This is a genomic window from Streptococcus anginosus (assembly GCF_900636475.1).
Classification (GTDB): Bacteria; Bacillota; Bacilli; order Lactobacillales; family Streptococcaceae; genus Streptococcus; species Streptococcus anginosus.
The window spans coordinates 1,291,541-1,312,537 of sequence record NZ_LR134283.1 but is presented as its reverse complement, the minus strand read 5'-3'; the positions used below and the strand labels follow the sequence as shown (position 1 = coordinate 1,312,537).

At 38.3% G+C, this 20,997-nt stretch carries 17 protein-coding genes and 1 riboswitch; of the genes, 15 read left to right on the top strand and 2 right to left on the bottom strand.

The features are described 5' to 3' along the window. Positions 1-114 precede the first annotated feature (114 nt). Positions 115-972 (top strand): mechanosensitive ion channel family protein, encoded by an 858-nt coding sequence (locus tag EL079_RS06385; protein WP_003032991.1) that lies wholly within the window; start codon positions 115-117, stop codon positions 970-972. Between the two features lie 17 nt (positions 973-989). Next, positions 990-1,577: a DUF4352 domain-containing protein gene (locus tag EL079_RS06380; RefSeq protein ID WP_003032983.1), complete on the top strand. Its 588-nt coding sequence runs from the start codon at positions 990-992 to the stop codon at positions 1,575-1,577. 71 nt (positions 1,578-1,648) lie between these two features. On the opposite strand, the gene gdhA is transcribed toward EL079_RS06380, so the two are convergent. After that, positions 1,649-2,995 carry an NADP-specific glutamate dehydrogenase gene (gene gdhA, locus EL079_RS06375; RefSeq protein ID WP_003033004.1) on the bottom strand — a complete coding sequence of 449 codons (1,347 nt, stop codon included), beginning with the start codon at positions 2,993-2,995 and terminating at the stop codon, positions 1,649-1,651. 340 nt (positions 2,996-3,335) lie between these two features. On the opposite strand from gdhA, the gene EL079_RS06370 reads away from it, so the two are divergent. The 9 genes from EL079_RS06370 (at position 3,336) to EL079_RS06325 (ending at position 16,505) form a co-directional block, all read left to right on the top strand. Then, a complete protein-coding gene (locus tag EL079_RS06370; protein WP_003033006.1) occupies positions 3,336-4,271 on the top strand; it encodes a dihydroorotate oxidase in 936 nt (311 codons plus the stop codon). A gap of 116 nt (positions 4,272-4,387) precedes the next feature. Next, positions 4,388-5,323 carry a peptide-methionine (R)-S-oxide reductase MsrB gene (msrB, locus tag EL079_RS06365; RefSeq protein WP_003032980.1) on the top strand — a complete coding sequence of 312 codons (936 nt, stop codon included), beginning with the start codon at positions 4,388-4,390 and terminating at the stop codon, positions 5,321-5,323. 222 nt (positions 5,324-5,545) lie between these two features. Further along, a riboswitch (purine riboswitch) is annotated at positions 5,546-5,648 on the top strand. Positions 5,649-5,771: 123 nt separating this feature from the next. Beyond that, positions 5,772-7,040: a TRZ/ATZ family protein gene (locus EL079_RS06360; RefSeq protein WP_003033007.1), complete on the top strand. Its 1,269-nt coding sequence runs from the start codon at positions 5,772-5,774 to the stop codon at positions 7,038-7,040. Between the two features lie 336 nt (positions 7,041-7,376). After that, positions 7,377-8,081 carry an AEC family transporter gene (locus tag EL079_RS06350; RefSeq protein WP_003033012.1) on the top strand — a complete coding sequence of 235 codons (705 nt, stop codon included), beginning with the start codon at positions 7,377-7,379 and terminating at the stop codon, positions 8,079-8,081. A 579-nt stretch (positions 8,082-8,660) separates the two neighbouring features. Continuing rightward, positions 8,661-8,876, top strand: coding sequence for a hypothetical protein (locus tag EL079_RS06345; protein WP_003033153.1), 216 nt, complete (start codon positions 8,661-8,663; stop codon positions 8,874-8,876). 91 nt (positions 8,877-8,967) lie between these two features. Continuing rightward, the gene (gene lepB / locus EL079_RS06340) at positions 8,968-9,561 is read left to right on the top strand and encodes a signal peptidase I (RefSeq protein ID WP_003033163.1); all 594 of its coding nucleotides are present in this window, start codon (positions 8,968-8,970) and stop codon (positions 9,559-9,561) included. Positions 9,562-9,575: 14 nt separating this feature from the next. Continuing rightward, complete coding sequence (locus tag EL079_RS06335) at positions 9,576-14,021, top strand: Cna B-type domain-containing protein (protein ID WP_003033171.1); 4,446 nt, start codon at positions 9,576-9,578, stop codon at positions 14,019-14,021. Between the two features lie 138 nt (positions 14,022-14,159). Beyond that, the gene (locus EL079_RS06330; protein ID WP_003033173.1) at positions 14,160-15,602 is read left to right on the top strand and encodes an isopeptide-forming domain-containing fimbrial protein; all 1,443 of its coding nucleotides are present in this window, start codon (positions 14,160-14,162) and stop codon (positions 15,600-15,602) included. Positions 15,603-15,683: 81 nt separating this feature from the next. After that, positions 15,684-16,505: a class C sortase gene (locus EL079_RS06325; protein WP_003033175.1), complete on the top strand. Its 822-nt coding sequence runs from the start codon at positions 15,684-15,686 to the stop codon at positions 16,503-16,505. Positions 16,506-16,556: 51 nt separating this feature from the next. On the opposite strand, the gene EL079_RS06320 is transcribed toward EL079_RS06325, so the two are convergent. Next, positions 16,557-17,735, bottom strand: a complete 1,179-nt coding sequence (locus EL079_RS06320; RefSeq protein WP_003033166.1) for an ROK family transcriptional regulator — start codon at positions 17,733-17,735, stop codon at positions 16,557-16,559. A 172-nt stretch (positions 17,736-17,907) separates the two neighbouring features. Here EL079_RS06320 and EL079_RS06315 point away from each other — a divergent pair, with 172 nt between their 5' ends. The 4 genes from EL079_RS06315 to EL079_RS06300 are packed head-to-tail and all read left to right on the top strand — an operon-like array spanning position 17,908 to position 20,770. Further along, the gene (locus tag EL079_RS06315; protein WP_003026394.1) at positions 17,908-19,173 is read left to right on the top strand and encodes a PTS sugar transporter subunit IIC; all 1,266 of its coding nucleotides are present in this window, start codon (positions 17,908-17,910) and stop codon (positions 19,171-19,173) included. A gap of 12 nt (positions 19,174-19,185) precedes the next feature. Further along, entirely contained in the window at positions 19,186-20,082 is an 897-nt protein-coding gene (locus EL079_RS06310) for a DUF7916 family protein (RefSeq protein WP_003033181.1), read from the top strand. A gap of 34 nt (positions 20,083-20,116) precedes the next feature. Next, positions 20,117-20,437 carry a PTS sugar transporter subunit IIB gene (locus EL079_RS06305; RefSeq protein WP_003033149.1) on the top strand — a complete coding sequence of 107 codons (321 nt, stop codon included), beginning with the start codon at positions 20,117-20,119 and terminating at the stop codon, positions 20,435-20,437. A 9-nt stretch (positions 20,438-20,446) separates the two neighbouring features. After that, the gene (locus EL079_RS06300) at positions 20,447-20,770 is read left to right on the top strand and encodes a PTS lactose/cellobiose transporter subunit IIA (protein WP_003033151.1); all 324 of its coding nucleotides are present in this window, start codon (positions 20,447-20,449) and stop codon (positions 20,768-20,770) included. Positions 20,771-20,997: the final 227 nt, after the last annotated feature.

Sequence of the window (20,997 nt, the reverse complement as noted above, 5' to 3'; positions counted from 1 at the left end):
TAAATATTCTGAAAAATCAATCTGTTTTAGATAGAATACACTGGGTGGAGTTCGTATTCCCCTGATTCAATTAGGCTTAGATATGGTATAATAGAAATAAGCAGGAGGTGACCTATGTTATTTGCGAACAAGAATGTATTCTCTCGCTACTTTGAAAAATTCAACTGGTCTAATTTGTTAGATGACGTCTTTAGCAAGCTCGTCTCACTCGTGCTATTGCTAGCTCTCTTTTACCTCGCTAAAAAGTTGGTACATGTACTCGTAAGAAAGATTATCTCACCCTCTTTGAAACTCTCCAGTCAAGACGAAGGGCGGCAAAAGACCCTCACTCGTTTGATTGAAAATTTACTGAATTACACCCTTTACTTTTTCTTGATCTATTGGATATTAGCGATTTTAGGCTTGCCGGTGTCTAGTTTACTGGCAGGAGCTGGGATTGCTGGGGTAGCAATCGGGATGGGCGCTCAAGGTTTCTTGTCCGATTTGGTCAATGGTTTCTTTATTTTACTGGAGCGACAGTTGGATGTCGGAGACAGCGTTCGCCTGACCAATGGCTCGATTAAAATCGCAGGAACGGTTGTGAGCGTCGGGATTCGGACGACACAAGTGCGCGATGCAGATGGCACTTTGCATTACGTTCCTAATCGCAACATTACCGTCGTCAGCAATCTCTCACGCGGCAATATGCGTGCGCTCATTGATATTCCATTATACGCTCAGACGGATTTGGAGAAGGTCACTCGGATTATCCAGCAGGTCAATCAAGAATATGCGTGCGATCAAGTAGAAATTTTGCAGGAACCGACGATTTTAGGTCCGCAACTCGCAGACAACGGACAATTTTATTTCCGTGTCAGTATCACTGTCCAAAGTGGTAGCCAAAGTACCGTTTATCATCAATTTTACAGATTGTATCATGACGCTCTATTAAAGGGAGGAATTGATTTGCCAACCATTTATGCGCCAGCGTAAGCAGAAAGGAGATTATTATGGAAGAACAAGTACCGCATGAAATAACGACCCCTGACGGTCATGTCTATCGCTTGAAACAGCCTTTGTATAAACAGCCTTTGTTTTGGACGACAATCATTAGCTGTGTCATGCTCTTTTGCATCACCCTCATGGTGGCTGGTTTAAGTATTGTCAACCTTGCTTTTCTAGGGCATGGCACTCGAACTGAAATTTATCAAGATAATTACAAACATCATCGCCTGGGAGATAGCGTTCGTTTTGAAAATGGTCTGAAAGTTACTGTCCAGTACATTCACGTGGATTCTAAAGAGCGAATGGAAGGTCAAGCAACAGGTGCGATGATTACGGCTAAGGTTATTATCGAAAATACCTCTAGCGAAAAGCTCCCACTCAATGTTTATGACTTTGATTTACAAGACGAAATGGGCGAATCCTATGTAATGGATGATGATATTTTTGAGGTCAACAAAATCAAAGAGGAACTCGTAGCGGGTGAAAAGGTAGAATGGAAGCTGATGTATGACGGTGAGGACGGATCGCAGCAGTCTTACACTCTCACTTATGACAATGTCAAGTGGGGAGAAACCAAAAGCGTGAAGTTTTAGAAATTTTCAGCAGAAGAACAGTAAAAGGCTGTGGACAAATTCGTCCACAGCCTTTTATTATGTATATTCGTTTAAACAATTCCTTGGGCAATCATAGCGTTGGCGATATTTTCAAAAGCAGCGATGTTTGCTCCTGCTAGATAGTCTTTGCCAAGATTGTAGTTTTCAGCAGTTGTCTTAGCAGTGTTGAAGATGTTGGTCATAATGTCTTTCAGACGAGTGTCTACTTCTTCACGCGTCCATGAGAGGCGGAGACTATTTTGACTCATTTCCAGAGCAGATACAGCCACCCCACCGGCGTTGGCAGCCTTAGCAGGGCCATAAAGGAGACCATTTTCTTTGTAAATGGCAATGGCGTCAAGATTACTTGGCATGTTAGCACCTTCTGATACACAGAATACGCCTTGCGCAACCAAGCGTTTTGCTGCTTCATCGTTGATTTCATTTTGAGTAGCACATGGCAGGGCAATGTCGAATGCACCGTCGTAAGTCCAGACAGAGCCTTCGTGATAAGTAGCACTTGCTCTTTCAGCAGCGTATTCTGTCAGGCGAGCACGGCGTTTTACTTTCACGTCTACCAGAAGATCAAAGTCAACTCCGTCCTTGTCAATGATATAGCCATTTGAATCAGACACAGAAATGACTTTGGCACCGAGGGCAGTTGCTTTTTGCACAGCATATTGAGCTACATTTCCAGCACCGGATACGACAACGGTCTTTTCGTCAAAACTTTCACCGTTTGCTTTGAGCATTTCTTGCGTATAGTAAACAAGACCATAACCAGTTGCTTCTGGGCGGATTAGAGAACCTCCAAATCCAAGTGGTTTACCAGTCAAGACACCAGCATCAAATTGGCGTAGGCGTTTGTATTGTCCGTAAAGATAGCCAATCTCGCGTCCACCGACACCAATGTCACCAGCAGGAACGTCCAGAGAAGGACCGATGTATTTTTGCAATTCTGTCATGAAACTTTGGCAGAAACGCATGACTTCAGCGTCTGTCTTGCCTTTCGGATCAAAGTCAGACCCACCTTTACCACCACCGATTGGTAGTCCAGTCAAAACATTTTTAAAGATTTGTTCAAATCCGAGAAATTTCAAAATCCCTTGATTAACCGTTGGGTGGAAACGAAGACCGCCCTTATATGGTCCAACTGCGGAATTAAATTGCACGCGGTAACCGCGATTGACTTGAACTTTGCCGTCGCGATCAACCCAAGGAACACGGAAACTAATCACACGTTCTGGCTCGGTAATGCGTGCCAAAATGTTTTCTTCAATGTATTCAGGATGTTTTTCAAAAACGGGCTCAAGTGTGTTTAAAAATTCTTCCACCGCTTGCAGAAATTCTGCTTCGTGAGCATTGCGAGCTTTCACAGCTTCAAAAGTGCTTTGGATATATTCTTTAGCAGTTGTCATAGACTTCTCCTTAAATAAGATACGAGGACGGTTAAAAGTCGTACAAAAATAGGAGGCTGACGCCGTGTTCGATGAACACAAGGGAGCCTATCTTTTTTGCCAGACTTTCGCCTGAGTTCAGTGTATGTTATATTTTGTTACGTGTGTCATTATAGCAGAAAATTTTTGTGCTGTAAAGAAAAAAGTTGAATTTTCTGAAAATTCCGACATAAAATTTACAACAAAATCCTGCTCAGCAAAAATTCATTTGCTTATCCCGAACAATTTTTCCTTCAATTCCGTTAAAAGAGTCAGATTTCTGCTTTTAATGGTACAATAGAAAAAATGAAAGGAGTATTTCATGTCATCAACTCAAACACAAATCGCTGGTTTTTCTTTTGACAACTGCCTGATGAATGCGGCTGGAGTGGCCTGCATGACGATTGAAGAGTTAGAAGAAGTCAAAGACTCAGCTGCGGGAACCTTTGTCACCAAAACAGCTACTTTGCAAGCGCGAGCAGGAAATCCCGAACCTCGCTACCAAGATGTGCCGCTTGGCTCAATCAATTCAATGGGGCTGCCCAATCATGGACTGGACTATTATTTGGATTACTTGTTAGAATTACAACAGACAGAACCAAACCGAACCTTCTTTTTGTCGTTGGTAGGTCTGTCGCTAGAAGAAACCCATGCTCTTTTGAAAAAGGTGCAAGCTAGTGATTTTAAAGGCTTGACCGAGCTCAATCTATCTTGTCCCAATGTTCCCGGCAAACCACAAATCGCTTATGATTTTGAGACGACGGAAAAGATCTTGAGTGAAGTGTTTGACTATTTCACCAAGCCATTGGGCATTAAATTACCACCATATTTTGATATGGCACATTTTGATCAAGCGGCAGCTATTTTTAACAAATTTCCTCTTTCTTTTGTCAACTGTGTCAATTCAATTGGTAACGGGCTGTATATTAACGATGAAACAGTTGTCATTCGTCCGAAAAATGGCTTTGGCGGAATTGGTGGTGAGTACATTAAACCAACTGCACTTGCTAATGTTCATGCTTTTTATCAACGACTTAATCCTTCGATTCAAATCATCGGTACGGGCGGTGTATTGACAGGGCGGGACGCTTTTGAGCACATTCTTTGCGGAGCCAGTATGGTGCAAGTTGGAACAACGCTGCATAAAGAAGGTGTAGGGGCTTTTGAGCGCATTACAAATGAGCTGAAAGCGATTATGGCAGAAAAAGGCTATGAAAGCATAGAAGATTTTCGTGGGAAGTTGAACTATCTGGATTAAGCCAGAGTAGTGTTTGACAGTTCATTGCCATATCATTCTCAAGAAAGTTCTAATCAAATCCTTATAACATTTTAGGAATCTGTGAGAAAATAAGAACAAAGAAATGAGGTGTTTTTATGGCTGAAATTTATCTAGCAGGTGGCTGCTTTTGGGGCTTGGAAGAATACTTTTCCCGTATCACAGGTGTAACTGATACAACTGTCGGTTATGCCAATGGGCAGGTGGAATCTACCAATTACCAGTTGATTCATCAGACCGACCATGCTGAAACCGTTCAGGTGACTTATGATGAAAATTTGGTTAGCTTGCGAGAAATTCTGCTCTATTATTTTCGGGTGATTGATCCGCTGTCTATCAATAAGCAAGGAAATGATGTCGGACGTCAATACCGCACAGGGATTTATTATACAAAAGATATTGATGTATCAGTTATTAACGAAGTCGTGAAAGAGCAAGAGCGTCAATTCGGTCAGAAGATTGCAGTGGAAGTAGAACCGCTGCGCCATTATGTATTGGCAGAGGATTATCATCAAGATTACCTCAAGAAAAATCCTGGTGGTTATTGCCATATCAATCTTAATGACGCCTATCAGCCTTTAGTGGATCCGGGACAGTATGAGAAACCGAGTGAAAATGCTTTAAAGGAAAACTTGTCCGAGGAAGCCTATCAGGTCACTCAACATGCTGCAACCGAACGACCATTTCATAACGAATATTTTGCAACGTTTGAAGAAGGCATTTATGTGGATGTGACAACGGGAGAACCGCTTTTCTTTGCCAGTGATAAGTTTGATGCTGGTTGTGGTTGGCCGAGTTTTACAAGACCGATTGCTAAAGATGTGATCAAGTATTATCAAGATAAAAGTCACGGCATGGAGCGAATTGAAGTGCGGTCGCGTTCAGGAAATGCACACTTAGGCCACGTTTTCACAGACGGTCCACAGGAACAAGGCGGACTTCGCTATTGTATCAATTCAGCAGCACTACGCTTTATTAAAAAAGAAAAAATGGAACAAGCAGGATATGGCTACTTGCTTTCATATATGAAGTAAGATCAATAGAGTAAACAGGAACTGAGCTAGACGGCTCTGCTTATTTCGCAACTACTCATAAATGTGTGGATAGAGCGACTAGCAGTTTCAAAAATAATTACAGACTAAATAAATGTTGTAGTGATTGATTGCTCAAAGTATTGCAGATAGGATTTGCGGAGTAAATTTCAATGTTTTTCCTATTTTTTAAAGCTTGCTATTTGGTGTGGATTTTGCTACAATAACTAAAAAATTCAATGAAAACATATAATCTCCATAATAAGGTTGGAGAGTTTCTACCGTCTTACCGTAAATAAGCGTGGCTTTGTCCTTAGTTATGTTGTCAAATACAAATAGAGCATAAGGTGAATGTGAAATGAGTATCCATACGGCTTTTGTTTTTGCGATTGCTACGCTGACGAATGCGCAGTAATTGAATGCCTTGTGACTCTTATTTAAAGGAGAAGCGATGAAAGCATTTAAACAGGTGAATTTGGTGACATGTGACGCAGATTTTCATGTCTATCGAAATGGGCTGCTGGTGGTAAACGAGGACAAGATTGTTTATTGTGGGAGTGAGGATGCCACTTGGGAAGCGCGGGCAGATGAGACGGTAGATTGTGAGGGAGCTTGGCTTATGCCGGGTCTAGTCAATTGCCATACCCACTCTGCTATGACCACCCTTCGTGGCATTCGAGATGACAGCAATCTCCATGAATGGCTAGAAGATTATATCTGGCCGGCAGAAAGCGAGTTTACACCAGAGGTCACAACAAGAGCTGTCAAGCTGGCACTTACAGAAATGCTTCAGACTGGGACGACGACTTTTAATGATATGTACAATCCCAACGGTGTTGAAATTGGGCAGATTCATGAAGTGGTGGAACGCTCTAAAATGCGTTGTTATTTTTCACCGACTTTGTTTAGCTCCGATATGGAGACGACGGAAGAAACCTTAGCGCGTACTCGGACTATTATTGAGGAAATTCTGTCCTACAACGATGACCGCTTTAAAGTAATGGTAGCACCACATGCGCCATATAGTTGCAGTAAGGATTTGCTAAAGGGAAGCTTGGAGCTGGCGCGTGAATTACAGCTGAAATTGCATATCCACGTGGCAGAAACACAAGCAGAAAATGGCATGATTTTAGAGCGTTATGGAAAACGTCCACTTGTTTTCTTGAAAGAATTAGGCTATCTGGAGCATGAGGGGATTTTTGCCCACGGTGTGGAATTAAATGAGCGAGAAATTGCAGAACTAACAGCCTCTAAGATTCATATCGCCCACAATCCCATCAGCAATCTCAAATTAGCATCTGGCATTGCTCCCGTAACAGACTTGATTCAAGCTGGCGTGACAGTCGGACTTGCAACGGACTCGGTCGCTTCCAATAATAATTTGGATATGTTTGAAGAAAGTCGTACTGCTGCTCTTTTACAAAAAATGCGCACAGGTGACGCCACTCAATTTACCATTGAGCAGGCTTTGAAAACAATGACAATTGAAGGTGCCAAAGCGCTCGGCATGGATGATCAAATCGGCAGTCTAGAAGTTGGCAAACAAGCAGATTTTTTAATCATTCAGCCAAAAGGTAAAGTACACTTGTATCCAGAAGAAAAGATGCTCTCCCACCTCATCTATGCTGTCAAGGGAAATGATGTTAAAGATGTCTATATAGCAGGTGAGCAAGTTGTAAAGGATGGGCAAGTGTTAACAGTGGAGCTCGGTGATTTGTAAGAGAAATACGATAAAATAGTAGCCAAGTGAGCAATTAAACATAAAAGCAGGAATCACTAAAAGATATGTGATTCCTGTTTTTACTGATAGTGCTATAATAGAACCATAAGAACGATAAGGAACTTGGCGTGTTTAGTATTTTATCAAGGGCAATTGGATTTCTACTTATTATTTACTTGGGATATTATTTGAAGCAAAGAAAGGTCTTTAGACGAGAAGATGGTGCGAAGTTATCCACTATCTTGATGAATGTGACATTGCCATGTTCTATTTTAGCTTCAGCAGCTCCGCTTTCGTTCTCGTTTGATCTACTGTTTCCTTTCTTTATGGGGATAATTGGCAACCTCCTTTTGGACGGTATTGGATATCATTTTGAAGAAAGTAAGAATCCCTTTACGAAGAGGGATTGCACTTATTCAAAATTCTGGCTTTAATATTGGTACCTTTGTCATTCCTTTTGTGATAGCATTCTTTCCAAGCCGATATATGATGACGGTTCTTCTCTTTGATACAGGAAATTCCATTATGTGTATTCGGGGGAATTATCTGATAGCTGAGAGGATTATCAAAGGAAAACAACAGCAGTCTGTGAGAATGATTTTCAAGAAAATCTTTGCATCTATTCCCTTGTTGACGTATTTACTGACGCTACTCTTGTCGTTGTTACAGATTCAGATCCCACAGCTCTTTCTCAATATAGCGAGTATTGCAGGTAATGCCAATCCCCTTATTGCCATGCTCATGATTGGAGTATTGGTTGATTTTCATATCGAAAAGTGTGCTATTCGCTTGTTAGTCAAACGACTTCTACAACGTTTCATTTTAATGGGGCTTCTTGCAGGAATAGTTTATGCTACCTTTCCAATTAGTCTCCCTTCAAGACAAATGCTTGTGCTTTGTTTACTGGCTCCTATATCTACTCTGGGGCCTGTCTATGCGCTCCAATTGGGATCAGACCGCTCGGAATCAGCCAACCTCAATTCCTTGAGTATTTTTGTAAGTATTATTCTGCTGACGGTTCTTAGTATGTGTTTTGTGTGAGGATATAAGGAAAGAGAAGTTTATTTTGATCCGATTACTAAAATTTATTTAGTATATTTTTACTCATTTTTTAAAGATGAAAAACTATAGCAGAACGTTATAGTTTTTTTGTGTCAGCTTCTATTTTTTGGTTAAAATATGATAAAATTGAGAAATCGTTTGCAAAAAGAGAGTGAAAGCCAAACAAATGGACAAAATAAATTTATTTGTCTAAAAATGAGATAAATGTGCATATAAAAAATCATATTAGTTGACGAGTGGTAAATGATGGGTTATGATGTAAATGATAAAAGAATAGTTAACTTGTATATGTGTGCTGGTTTTCTTTTTTGTGCGTATTTTATATATTAATTGTTTAAACATATAAATTTTTAAAAGCAAATTTAGGTAATTTTTGTTTACATATCAACTGATTTATATTGGCAATTTTTGTTTACAAAAATGTTAGAAAAAAAGTAGATAAATTACTTGACAATATATATATATATATATATATATAATGAGATTGTGGGGCTCAGTCGTGCAGAAAATAAAATAGTTGTCATTTAATTTGACTGATAAGCGAAAGGAGGGTGAAAGTTGGAGCAAAAAGAATTAAGAAAGTTACGACGAGTAGATTTGTTGGAATTACTTGTTACTCAAGCCAAGGAAAATGAACAACTGCGCCAACAGGTTCAGAAACTGCAAGCTGAATTGAACAGTCGGAAGATCTTGGTAGAAAAAGCAGGTTCTATCGCAGACGCTTCTATTGCGTTAAATAAACTCTTTGAAACAGCACAAGCAACTGCGGATTAATATTTAGAAAATATTAAACGCATGGAGCAAGAATTATTGCAGCAGCAATCCGCCCAAGCTATGAAAATAGACGAGAACAAATAAACAGGGAATGATGAAAGAAGCAAAAAAGTTTAACATTGAAGATTTGCCCGATGTGGCGACACTTGAGCAAGAATTAAAGGCAACAAAATATCGAGACCGCTATAAAAGAACTTTAAAAAGTACAATTTTTACTCTGGTGACGGTCTCTGCTGTTGCGATTTTGGTCGCTACTATTTGGCTCCCAGTTTTGCAAATCTACGGAAATTCTATGACGCCTACTTTAAAATCAGGCGATGTCGTTGTCTCAGTCAATGCGCGTGATTTAAAGCATGGAGATGTTGTGGCATTCTACTATAACAATAAAGTTTTAGTGAAACGGGTTATTGCTACTTCTGGAGAATGGGTAGATGTGGATAAAAAAGGCAATGTCACGGTAAATGGTAAGAAATTAGATGAACCGTATTTAAAAGAAAAATCCTTTGGAAATACCAATATTAAATTACCTTATCAAGTGCCTGATGAAAAAGTTTTTGTAATGGGGGACCATCGAAGCGTTTCGGTTGATTCCCGAAATACAGCAGTTGGCCCTGTTGACCAAGACCAGATTGTAGGAAAATTAAGCGTACGAATATGGCCTTTAAATAGATTTGGAACATTTTAAATGGAGGAATAAACATGAAGAAGTTATGGAGGAAATTAGCCTTTCTTGTCAGAGAAAGGATGCGGGCTAGACGGTTGTCAAAGCTAGTCTTAGCTTTGTCTCTCATTGTAGTATTTATCACGACTTATGCCTTGATTTTACCAGCTATTACAGTTAGTAATTCAACTAGCTCATCAGTCATTCAATCTCAAGAAGAACCTGTTTCTAGTCTGACTGATACAAGCAAAACTAGCTCAAGCTCGGTGGAATCTCCTGTAAGCAAACCAAGTAGTGAGGAAGATAAACCTACTACGGATACAAATGCTCAGGAAACGAAGCCATCTGTTGCACCGGAGACTCCTAAAGAGGCTGAGACTTCCGTTGCCAAAGAAGCTGGCGAGCAAACGGCCGAGTCTGGCAATGTTATTGTGAAAGCCAGCTATCCAGAGAATACTTTTTCAGAAAAAGTGACGTTAAAGGTAACACCCATTTCAAATACGACGGCTATTGATAACAAAATCAAAGAAGTCTTGAGTGAAAAACGTCAAACTTTAACAGTGGCTCATTCATATGATATTTCCTTTGTCAATGAAGCTGGTACAGAAGTGGAACCAAACAAAGAAGTATCGGTATCCATGACCTTTAAAAATACCGTTTCAGATGACCGTTTGCATTCCGAATGGAAATTGTATCACTTCAAAGACAACGACGTAAACCAAGTAGAAGACCTAACCAAAAAGGCTGATACCACCATTAACGAAACCCAATCAGGAGATGTGACGGGTGTCGAATTTAAATCAGATAAGTTTTCGACGTATACGATTGCAGGTGTGAATTATGCTGATTTTACAAGTTATTTGACAGATGGAAGTTATACTGGGAAAGCTACTTATACCGCTTCATCAAAAATATTAGAAGCTAGTTTGAATTTGGGATTTAAAATCTCTCAAACTGATTTAGTAAAAAATAAAAATTATGCTTTCCAATTACCAGATAATGTAAGTTTAGGTTCTGGTTTATATGAAAATCAAGAATATACAGGATATGACAAAGATAGTGGAAAAGAAGCTTATAAATTTAAAGTTGTAACTGTTAATGGCAAGAAATATATGGCTATTACTTTCTTGGATAGCTATGTAAATGAACTAACTCCAAATACAGATTCTACAGGACAATTGAATTTTTCAGCTAGCATTGGTGAGAAATGGAAGAAAGAAAACGGGAATTATGAAATTCCTTTTACGGATAAAGTGAAAATTACTATCCCGTCAAAAGATATTGATAAGCATGAGGAGCCTCACCAAGAACAGTATGATATTCATAGTCAAAAGACTGGTAAAGTTACTTATGATGGAGATACTGCCTACCTTGATTATACAGTAACCGTTTGGTCTGACAAGGGAACAAAAGATACCGTTAAAGTTTCGGATAATATTACAGCAAACGGTTTGACACTTGAACCACTTGATGTTGTTAAAGTTGAGCGGAAAGACTATTCTGGTTGGTATGGTGAAGAAGGTACTAATAAACAGACGATAACAGGTTATACTGTTAATAAAGGTGCTGATAATAAGTCTTTTAATGTGACTTTGCCTAAGTTGTCTGCTAAGCAAGCCTATACCATTACTTATCGATATAAAGTCAGCAATTTCCCTGCAGGTAAGGACTTTGCTGTCAATAATAAGATTGATGTGGAAACGCCGAATGTACCGCATTCACATACAGAAACTTGGCTCAATCTTCACAGAAATAAGATTAGTAAATCTGGTCAATATAATAAAGATACGAATAAGATTAAGTGGACTATTACAGTTAATGAAAATCATAATGATATTGCTGGAGCAGTCTTAAAAGATGAAATGCTGGCTAAAGCCAGTGATGTCACCATTACACCAAATAATGGCTTTGAAAAAACAAGCGATGGCTATAAATTTACAGCTGTACAAAATGGTAAAAATACGCAGAAATACACTATTACTTATACAACGGATGCTGGGAAGCAACCAGAGAATTGGAATGCTGGAAATACCAAGGTTAAAAATAAAGTGACTGTCACAGACGGTGGTGATTCCTCATCAACTGAAACGACCGTAGATACAGGGAAAGGGAAGACAGGTGGTTTAGGCAAGAAATTTGAAAAGATGGAGTCAACTCCTCAAGCTAACATTAAAGAATTAACTTGGAAATCCATTATCACTATGCCTGGAGATGGCAAGTTGCCACAAGGAACTGAATTTGAAGATGTATTAAAAGGTCAGAATGGCACAAATAATGGAGAACATTATTTTACAAAAGAGCAATTAGATGAAATCCATAAGAAACTAGAAACGATCTTTGGTAAAGATAATTTTGAACTTCAAATAATGGAATCAGGAAATTCAAATTGGCAGTATGTCAACTACAATCAAATTGATAATAATAAAACGTATAAACAATTCAAATTCAAATTGTTAAAAGAATACAAAAGTAAAAATAATGTTACGTTAGAATATAAGTCAACAATTAACATTTCCAATATCGTTTCTTTTGCGAATACTATCTCCTCGGGAGGATTTTCTAGTGAAGCAAAATATAAATATGAAGAATCTGGCAAAGTCTTTAAAATGGATGGCAACAACCAAGTATGGGATGGCACTGCAAATGAATTTGATAAAAATACAACCCAACATGAAATTCAAAAAGATGGAACAATAGACTGGGTTGTTAAGGTTAAAGTCAACGATGATGCTCATTCAGTCACAATTACAGATACACCGCCTGCTGGTTTAAAATTGACAGGTTTTGAATATGGTAATTCTATCTATGGTATTGATAGTGGAGTATTCACAGTCACAGATACAGAGATTAAATTACAAAACCAATATTACACAGGTCAGTATGGAGCTGATGTGGATGTTCAGGGTACGATTTCAAACGGTGTTGTGACAGTTACTTTTACAGCAAAGAATGGCAAAACGCTTAAGCAGGCTTTGAAAGATACAGGCGCTCTGTATGCTCGTTTCAAGTTTAAGTCGGATGCTGATCCTTTAGATGAGAATGTCAAGAAGACTTATACAAATAAAGCTTCTGCTTCAATAGATGGTAAGCCTTCCGGTGAAGCAGAGCATACTCAAAATATTACGGTTAGACCGGGTCAAAAATTGAGTAAAAGTGGTAAGTGGAATAATACTGCTCGTCAACTTGAATATAGTTTGGTGCTTAATCCAGAAGGAAAGGATTTAGCTGCGGGTAAAGACCATTATACCCTGACGGATACCTTAACTTATCAAGAAGATCTCCCAACAAAATTAAGTTATGATCTAGTTCAATCTTCAGTAGTTTTAAAAGACGAAAATGGACATGAGGTTGATAAATCTAAATGGTCATGGACTGTTGAAAAAACAAAAGATTCTTCTGGCTTATATAAGAGTGTTTTAAAAGTGAAAGTTCCTAACTTTAAAAAATATACACTCGAATATAAATATGCTGTTTCTCGCGAAGTTACTTCAAATAATGAAGCACAACTCAATGTTACAAATACAGCTGTTATTGAAGGCCTCAAGACGGGTAAAACAGAAAATAAAGTAGATTATAAATGGGAGAAGATAAAAGCCGGCGGTACGATTGTATCGGATAAAGCCTATAATATCACTAAAGTAGACGTCAACAACTTTGGAATTATCTTACCAGAAGCAACTTTTGAAATAAGAGAAAATATTACGAATAAAGTTGTTGCAACCTATAAAACGGATGCAAGTGGCAAGTTCTCTATTACTAAAAATAGTAAAAATGCCATTACAGGTAGTCAAGCATTAGAAGATAATAAGCTATATTATGCTATTGAAACAAAAGCTCCTAATGGTTATGAACTTCCTGAGGAATCCAAGCGAACAAAATATTATTTCTATTTCTCACAATTAGATACATTGCCTTCTAATATGGGAGCCATCACAAGTGCAGAGGTTGTCAATCTTGCTAAGCAAAGTAAGAGTGAATATGTACCGAATACACCTCTTCCTAAGACCACTTCTATCAAGGTTGATAAAAAATGGCTGACAGCAGAGGGTGTTCAAACTGATCGTGCGGATGGTTCGATTACTGTTAAGCTTATTCAGATAGCTACTAAAGAAAATGCAAGCCAAGGTGAAAAGTCAGAAGAAGTGGTACTTCACACACAGATAATTACAAAAGCAAGCAATTGGACTCATACTTTTGATAATTTACCGACTGCGGGAGTCAATAACCAAGGTCAAAAAGTCACTTACACATATAAAGTGGTTGAAGAAAAAGTGGAAGGTTATGATACCAGTTATTCTACGACTTCGCCAATGGCATCAGGAACGATTACTATTACGAATAAAAAGCAAAAAGCGTATGTACTTCCAAAAACAGGTGGTCCAGGCTTGCGCTTACTAATCGGAATGGGTATTGCCGTTACTTTGCTCTCAAGTTCGCTGTTGATTTATAAATCCTATCAACGATACAGAAAAAGTGAGCTATAAAACTTTCATCTTCGCATTCCCTCACTTGAAAGGTGGTGGTTGATGAGGTGGGAGGAATTAGGATTTTTATCGCTTATTGCTGAATATTCAGCAACAATCATTGTTTACAATATTTAAAATTTCTAAAGGAGAAATATAATGAAGAAATTAAGGTTTATTCTAGCAACCTTTGTCGCGGTCTTCCTAGCTTTTACAGGCAGTAAGGCATTAGCTGATACTTATACAATCACGATTAACGGTGATACGACAGGCCACACTTATGAAGCCTACCAAATCTTTAAAGGGGATTTGTCAGGTGACACCCTTTCAAATATCCAATGGGGGAATGGTGTGACACCATTCAACTATAATAGTAAAAGTACAGCATCGGATATTGCAGCTACTCTAAAAACAGATGCTGATGCTAAATCATTTGCAGCAGAAGCTGGTAAACATCTTTCTACAACTACATCTGGTAATTATGCAAATGGGAAAATTACTGGTCTTGAAGCAGGTTACTATCTTGTAAAAGATAAGGATAATACTGTACCTAAGGATGGTGCTTATACTTCATTTATTATGGAAGTTGTAAAAAATGTTAGTGTAAATACAAAATCAAGTGTTCCAAAAGTTGAGAAAAAGGTAAAAGATATTAATGACTCAACAGATTCAGAAATGTCTGACTGGCAAGATTCAGCTGACCATGATATCAATGATAAAGTTCCTTTCAAATTAACAGCTACACTTCCAAGTAATTTTGATTCTTATAAAGAATATTATCTTGAATTCAAAGATACATTATCTGCCGGTTTGACTTATAATAAAGATGCAAAGGTCTATCTTGTAAATAATGGTGTAAAAACGGATGTTACTAGCTCATTTACGATTGCTGATAATGGCTCTAGCTATAAAATTAATAATCTAAAATCATTGAGTGGTGTTACAGCAACTACAAAGGTTGTTGTAGAATATACAGCAACTCTAAATGAACATGCTGTAATAGGCTCAGCAGGAAACCCTAACACAGTCCATTTAGAATACTCAAATAACCCTAACTATACTGGTAATGGTGAAAATTCACCTAAAGGAGAAACTCCAAAAGATACTGTTATCGTCTTTACTTATAAAGTAGTAGTAAATAAAGTTGACCAAGATAAAAAACCATTGGCAGGTGCTAAATTTAAACTTGAGAAAAAACTTGTCAATGGTTCCTATAAAGAAGTGGCAACCGTTTCTACGACTGCAGGTTCAAAATTTGAGTTTAAAGGTTTAGATGACGGGGAATACAGATTAACTGAAACAGAAACTCCTGCTGGATACAATTCAATTGCGCCAATTACATTTAAAGTAACTGCCTCTCATGAAACAGAATCAGATATGCCTAAATTAACTGACCTTAACGGTGAAAAGGTTTCTGGCGAAATTAAATTTGAAAAAGATGTTAATGCTGGTTCATTGACAACAGATGTTGTCAACAAAAAAGGTTCTCTGTTGCCTAACACTGGTGGTATTGGGACAACTTTGCTTTATCTTGCTGGTAGCATTTTAGTTGTTGGTGCTGGAATTCTTCTAGTAACAAAAAAACGTATGGAAACAAAATAAGATGAAAACATTTTGTTGAAAGATGGGAGATAAGTGAAAACCTATCTCCTTTCCTTTTCAACAGTAAGGAGAGCTCTATTGATGAGAAAACATTTTTCTACAATCGTTTTGGTTGGATTACTAGTAATAGGGTTGTCTTTACTGCTGTATCCAACCGTGAGTGATTATTGGAATTCGCTGCATCAGTCAGAAGCGGTGGCTAGTTATGTGGAAAAAACGACTAATTTAAAAGAAGAAACATATCAAAAATTACTGAAAGATGCAAAACAATATAATGAGAAATTAGCGAATGAGAAGAAAGTTGATTTTAATCTGACCCAAGCCCAAACTTCTGAATACAATCAGTTGCTAGATGTTACTTCGACAGGTGTTATGGGGTATGTGGATATTCCGAAGGTTCATTCCACTATGCCAATCTATCATGGTACGGATGATGCGGTTTTACAAGTAGCCATTGGACATATTGCTGGGACCTCCTTGCCTGTTGGTGGGAAAAGCACGCATTCTGTCATATCTGGACATAGGGGATTACCTTCTGCTAAGTTATTCACAGATATTGACCGCTTAGATGTCGGTGATACCTTTATGCTTCATGTACTAAATGAAACGCTGACTTATGAAGTGGATCAGATTTTAGTGGTGGAACCAGATGATGTGTCGGCTTTGGGAATTCGTGAGGGTGAAGACTATTGCACGTTAGTAACTTGTACCCCCTATGGTGTCAATAGTCATCGGCTGTTGGTGCGTGGGCACCGTGTCGCTAATGCTTCTAACCATAAAGTGGCTGTCACGGCTGAAGCAACTCAGGTAACCCCAATTCTGGTAGCACCGTTTGTTGCAGTCTGCTTGTTTACTTTGTTATTTATAGGATTAAAAGTGTATAAAAAGATAAGATTTAAATGAAATATAAAAATCAGGAAATGATAAAAACATATCATTTCCTGATTTTTTTACTTAAACACTCAGCAATTCTTTTTGCAGACAAAGCGCAACGCCAGCTGTTGCACCAGTGAAGTCATTGTAGGGCTCGATAATGAGTTCAGGCAAGTCTTTGAAGAGTAGTTTTGGTTGTTGTGAGATTTCTTGATAGAAAGCTGCAATGACTTTGTCATCAGTCAAGATGGGACTGTGCAGATAAATTTTCTTTGCATCAATCATCATGCTAAGGTTTAGCAGGGATTGTGCCAAATACTTAAATGCCAAATGCAGGAGATTGAGAATAGCTTGGTCTCCTAAGTTATATGCTGTGAGGATAGTTTGAATCGTGATCTCTTCTTTATCTGTGACAAGTGATTTTAAATGTGTCAACTCGGCAGTTTCAAAGATGATTTTTGCTTTTTTTATCAGCCAGCTTTCACTAGCGTAAGTCTGCAAACAGCCTCTGCGTCCACAACCACAGACTTCTCCGTCAGGACAAACGACGGTATGACCAATTTCGCCGATGACAATATTGCTTTTGCCGTAGATTTTGCCATTGTACATATAAGAGCAGTGCATACCCCGTGCAAAATGAAAATAGATAAAATTCTCATCCAGTTGGTAAGCAGAAAAAAGGCGCTTTGCTAGTGCCATGCAATTGACATTATTAGAAAAGTAAATTGGAAAAGAGAACTCGTTTTTAATCTTCGCTAGATCAAATTGTTTCCATGTTTGATTGTTTGTTGTAATCAAATCATTGTGCAAATAGCGTCCAGGGATAGCTACTCCTACAGCTTGAATTGTATAGGAATTGTTCCGAAAAATGAATTGTTCAAGTAAATGACAAAATAAATCAGCGCCTTCTGCTAGAATTTTTTCCGAGCTGACAGTTGCTTTCTCTTTATCAATCACATTTCCTGTATTATCACTCAACACAAAAGAAAAATATTTTTCTGATAGTTCGCAACCGATGAAATAAGAGTGCTGTTTTTTTATACCCAAGAGGATTTTCTTGCGTCCGACTTTTGCGTGTTCTTCATCTTCCCCCAGCTCATACAGCAGTTTTTCTTGGATCAAACTTCCTGTAATCGCACTAACTGTAGCAGGAGTAATGCCCGTCTCTTTTGAAATATCAATGCGAGAAATTGGCCCCTTGGCGTAAATTTTATCTAAAATAATTGTTCGTAACTCAGCTTGTTTTTTCGTTTGATTCATTATCTACCATCCTTCCCTGCATCTATTATATATTGATTATAAAAAATTATCAAATACAAGTGAAAACGCTTGACTTTTTGGGGTAATTGTTTTAAAATATAATTAAAAAGCGAGATAAAGTTGATTTTGTCTGCTATTTAATAATATATTATAATCAAAGGAGATTGTAAAGATGGACAAATTTTTACAAGCAAAACTAATGCCTATTGCTATTAAGTTGGGGAACAATAAAGGCTTAGTAGCAATTCGAGACGGCATTACGCTTGCGGTACCATTACTGTTGATTGGTTCTTTGTTTATGGTCATTGCTAGTTTTCCTGTTCCAGGATGGGAAGCTTATTTGACAAAAATTGGGGTTTCTGCCTATCTATGGAAAGGCGTGGATAGTAGTTTTGGTCTGATTGGTTTGGTAGCCAGTTTTGGAATTGCCTACTATATGAGCCGTCAATACAAAGTGGATGGGATTCCTTCTGGGATTATCTCGCTTGCTGCCTTTATCACAGTGACACCATTCCTTGCTACTAAAACAGGAAACGGTGTTCCCACAGCATTTTTAGCTTCACAAGGTCTTTTTGTAGCAATCATTCTTGGTTTAGTGAATGGTTATATCTATCAATGGTTCATCAATCATAATGTCCAAATTAAAATGCCTGATGGTGTTCCACCGGCAGTTTCAAAAAGTTTCAGCGCCATTATTCCAGGTGCAGTGATTATCACAGGCTGGTTGTTGGTTTATGCCCTTTTAGCAAGTTTAAAACTACCAAATTTGCATGCGGTAGCTCAAACTGTTTTAGGAAAACCGCTAGGTCTACTAGGTAATAATTTATTTGGTTTGATGATTCTAGTTGCTTTAAATAGTTCATTCTGGTTTGTTGGACTTCATGGAGGAAATGTTGTCAATGCGGTTATGAAACCATTGTGGCTTTCGAATCTCGATGCCAATAAAGTTGCTTATCAAGCAGGGGAAAAACTACCACATATCTTTACCAGTGTCTTTATGGATAATTTTGTCTTCATTGGCGGTGGCGGCGCAACTATTGGCTTGGTATTAGCGATTGGTTATTTGGCGAAAAAGAGAAAATCAAGCAAACAAATCAAAACACTGGCACCTATTACAGTGGTTCCAGGTTTGTTCAATATCAATGAGCCAACGATGTTTGGTGTTCCAATTGTCTTAAATATCTTGCTTCTGTTCCCATTCATTTTGGCACCGATTGCGAATCTCATCGTTGCATGGTCATCCATGGCAAGTGGTCTTGTACCGTTAACATATACTGACCCAGGTTGGACAACTCCTCCGATTATTAGTGGCTTGCTGGCAACGGGAAGTTTTAAAGCGTCTATTTTACAAGCTGTTCTTATTGTGATTGATATTTTAATCTATATTCCATTTGTAATTACTATTGAAAAACGCTTTAAAGCAGAAGAAAATCAGTAGGGAGATGAGAATATGAAACGATTAATTAGTGCAAATCCTTCGGAAATTTTGAATATGACAGCCCAAGAGCTCAAGCAAAGCATTCAAGCGAGTGAAGGGCGGGTTGTCTTATCTGAAAATGTTGTCATTCGTGAAACCTTTGTCGGAGATATCACCAATGCTGAAATTGCAAGAGCCTTCGGCGCAGATATGATTTTACTGAATTGTTTAGATGTTTTCCAACCAGAAATATTTGGTTTGGATTGTGAAAAAGAGCAAATTGTTCACGAATTGCATCGCTTGGTGGGAGCTCCGATTGGAGTGAATTTAGAACCTGTTGATTTGGAAGCTGATATGTTGGAAGAAGTACAAGTGATTGCTGCCGGTCGGCAAGCTAGTCAGGCTTCTTTTGAACAAATTGAAAAATTAGGCTTTGATTTTGTCTGCTTAACAGGTAATCCAGGAACAGGAGTTAGCAATAAAGAAATTATTGATGCAGTAAAATTAGCTAAGCAGCATTTTTCGGGTTTGATTATAGCTGGGAAAATGCACGGTGCAGGGGTATCTGAGCCGGTTGCAGACATTCAGATAGCTGAACAATTATTAGAAGCTGGTGCAGATGTGATTTTGGTGCCAGCCGTTGGAACGGTTCCTGCTTTCAACGATGAGGAAATGAGAGCTGTCGTAGATCTAGTACATAGTAAAAGAGGTTTAGTCTTAAGCGCTATTGGCACTAGCCAAGAGACATCAGATGTGGATACGATTAAACAAATCGCGCTTCGCAATAAAATTTGTGGTGTGGATATTCAACATATTGGAGATGCAGGCTATGGTGGTTTGGCAGTAGTGGATAATATTTATGCACTGAGCAATACAATTCGTGGCATTCGGCATACTGTGTCACGTTTAGCAAGATCCGTTAATCGGTAGACAGTAATCATTTGATAAAATAGAAGGGGTAAACATGGCTAAAACGACCATTATGCTAGCATGTGCTGCGGGCATGAGTACCAGCTTGCTTGTCACAAAAATGCAAGCTGCAGCAGATGAAAAAGGATTAGATACAGAGATTTTTGCAGTCCCAGCTCAGGAAGTGGACGACATCATTTTGGAGAAAAAAGTAGATGTTTTGCTATTAGGACCGCAAGTTCGGTATCTATTAGAGCAATTTACGGAAAAATTGAAGGATAAAAACATTCCAATTGGAGTTATCCCAATGGTGGATTATGGCATGATGAACGGTTCAAAGGTGCTAGCGTTAGCTGAGGAACTGATCGGAGGCTAGAAGATTGATATGGAAAATTCAAATTTAGAAAGTATCATGTTCCTCATTATGTATGGTGGCGAGGCGAAGAGCAATGCTTTTGAAGCGATTCAAAAAGCTAAAAAAGGCTGTTTTGAAGAAGCGCGTGAAAAGTTAAAAGCAGCAGATGAGGCATTAGTTTTAGCACACAAGTCACAGACAGTGATGCTGACACAGGAAGCTCAAGGTGAAAAAATTGAGCTCAGTCTTTTGATGGTGCATGCTCAAGATCACTTGATGACGAGCTTAACGTTTATTGATTTAGCAAAAGAAGTTGTTGCAGTATATGAACGACTAAATCAAATGGTTAAATAATCTAATAACATTCTCTTTAAGAACTTTGATAGGTTGAACGACTTGTCAAAGTTTTTTTAAATAATTAACAGACGATTATTTTATTTATCCCCTGATAATTATTTAAAATAGTTTTAGAAACCGCTTGCAATAAAATAAATTTGTGCTATACTTAATTTACGGATTGTTACTGGTCATGCAGGCAAAACCTAGACAAATACGAGATATAAGGTAGGAAAGCTACTTTC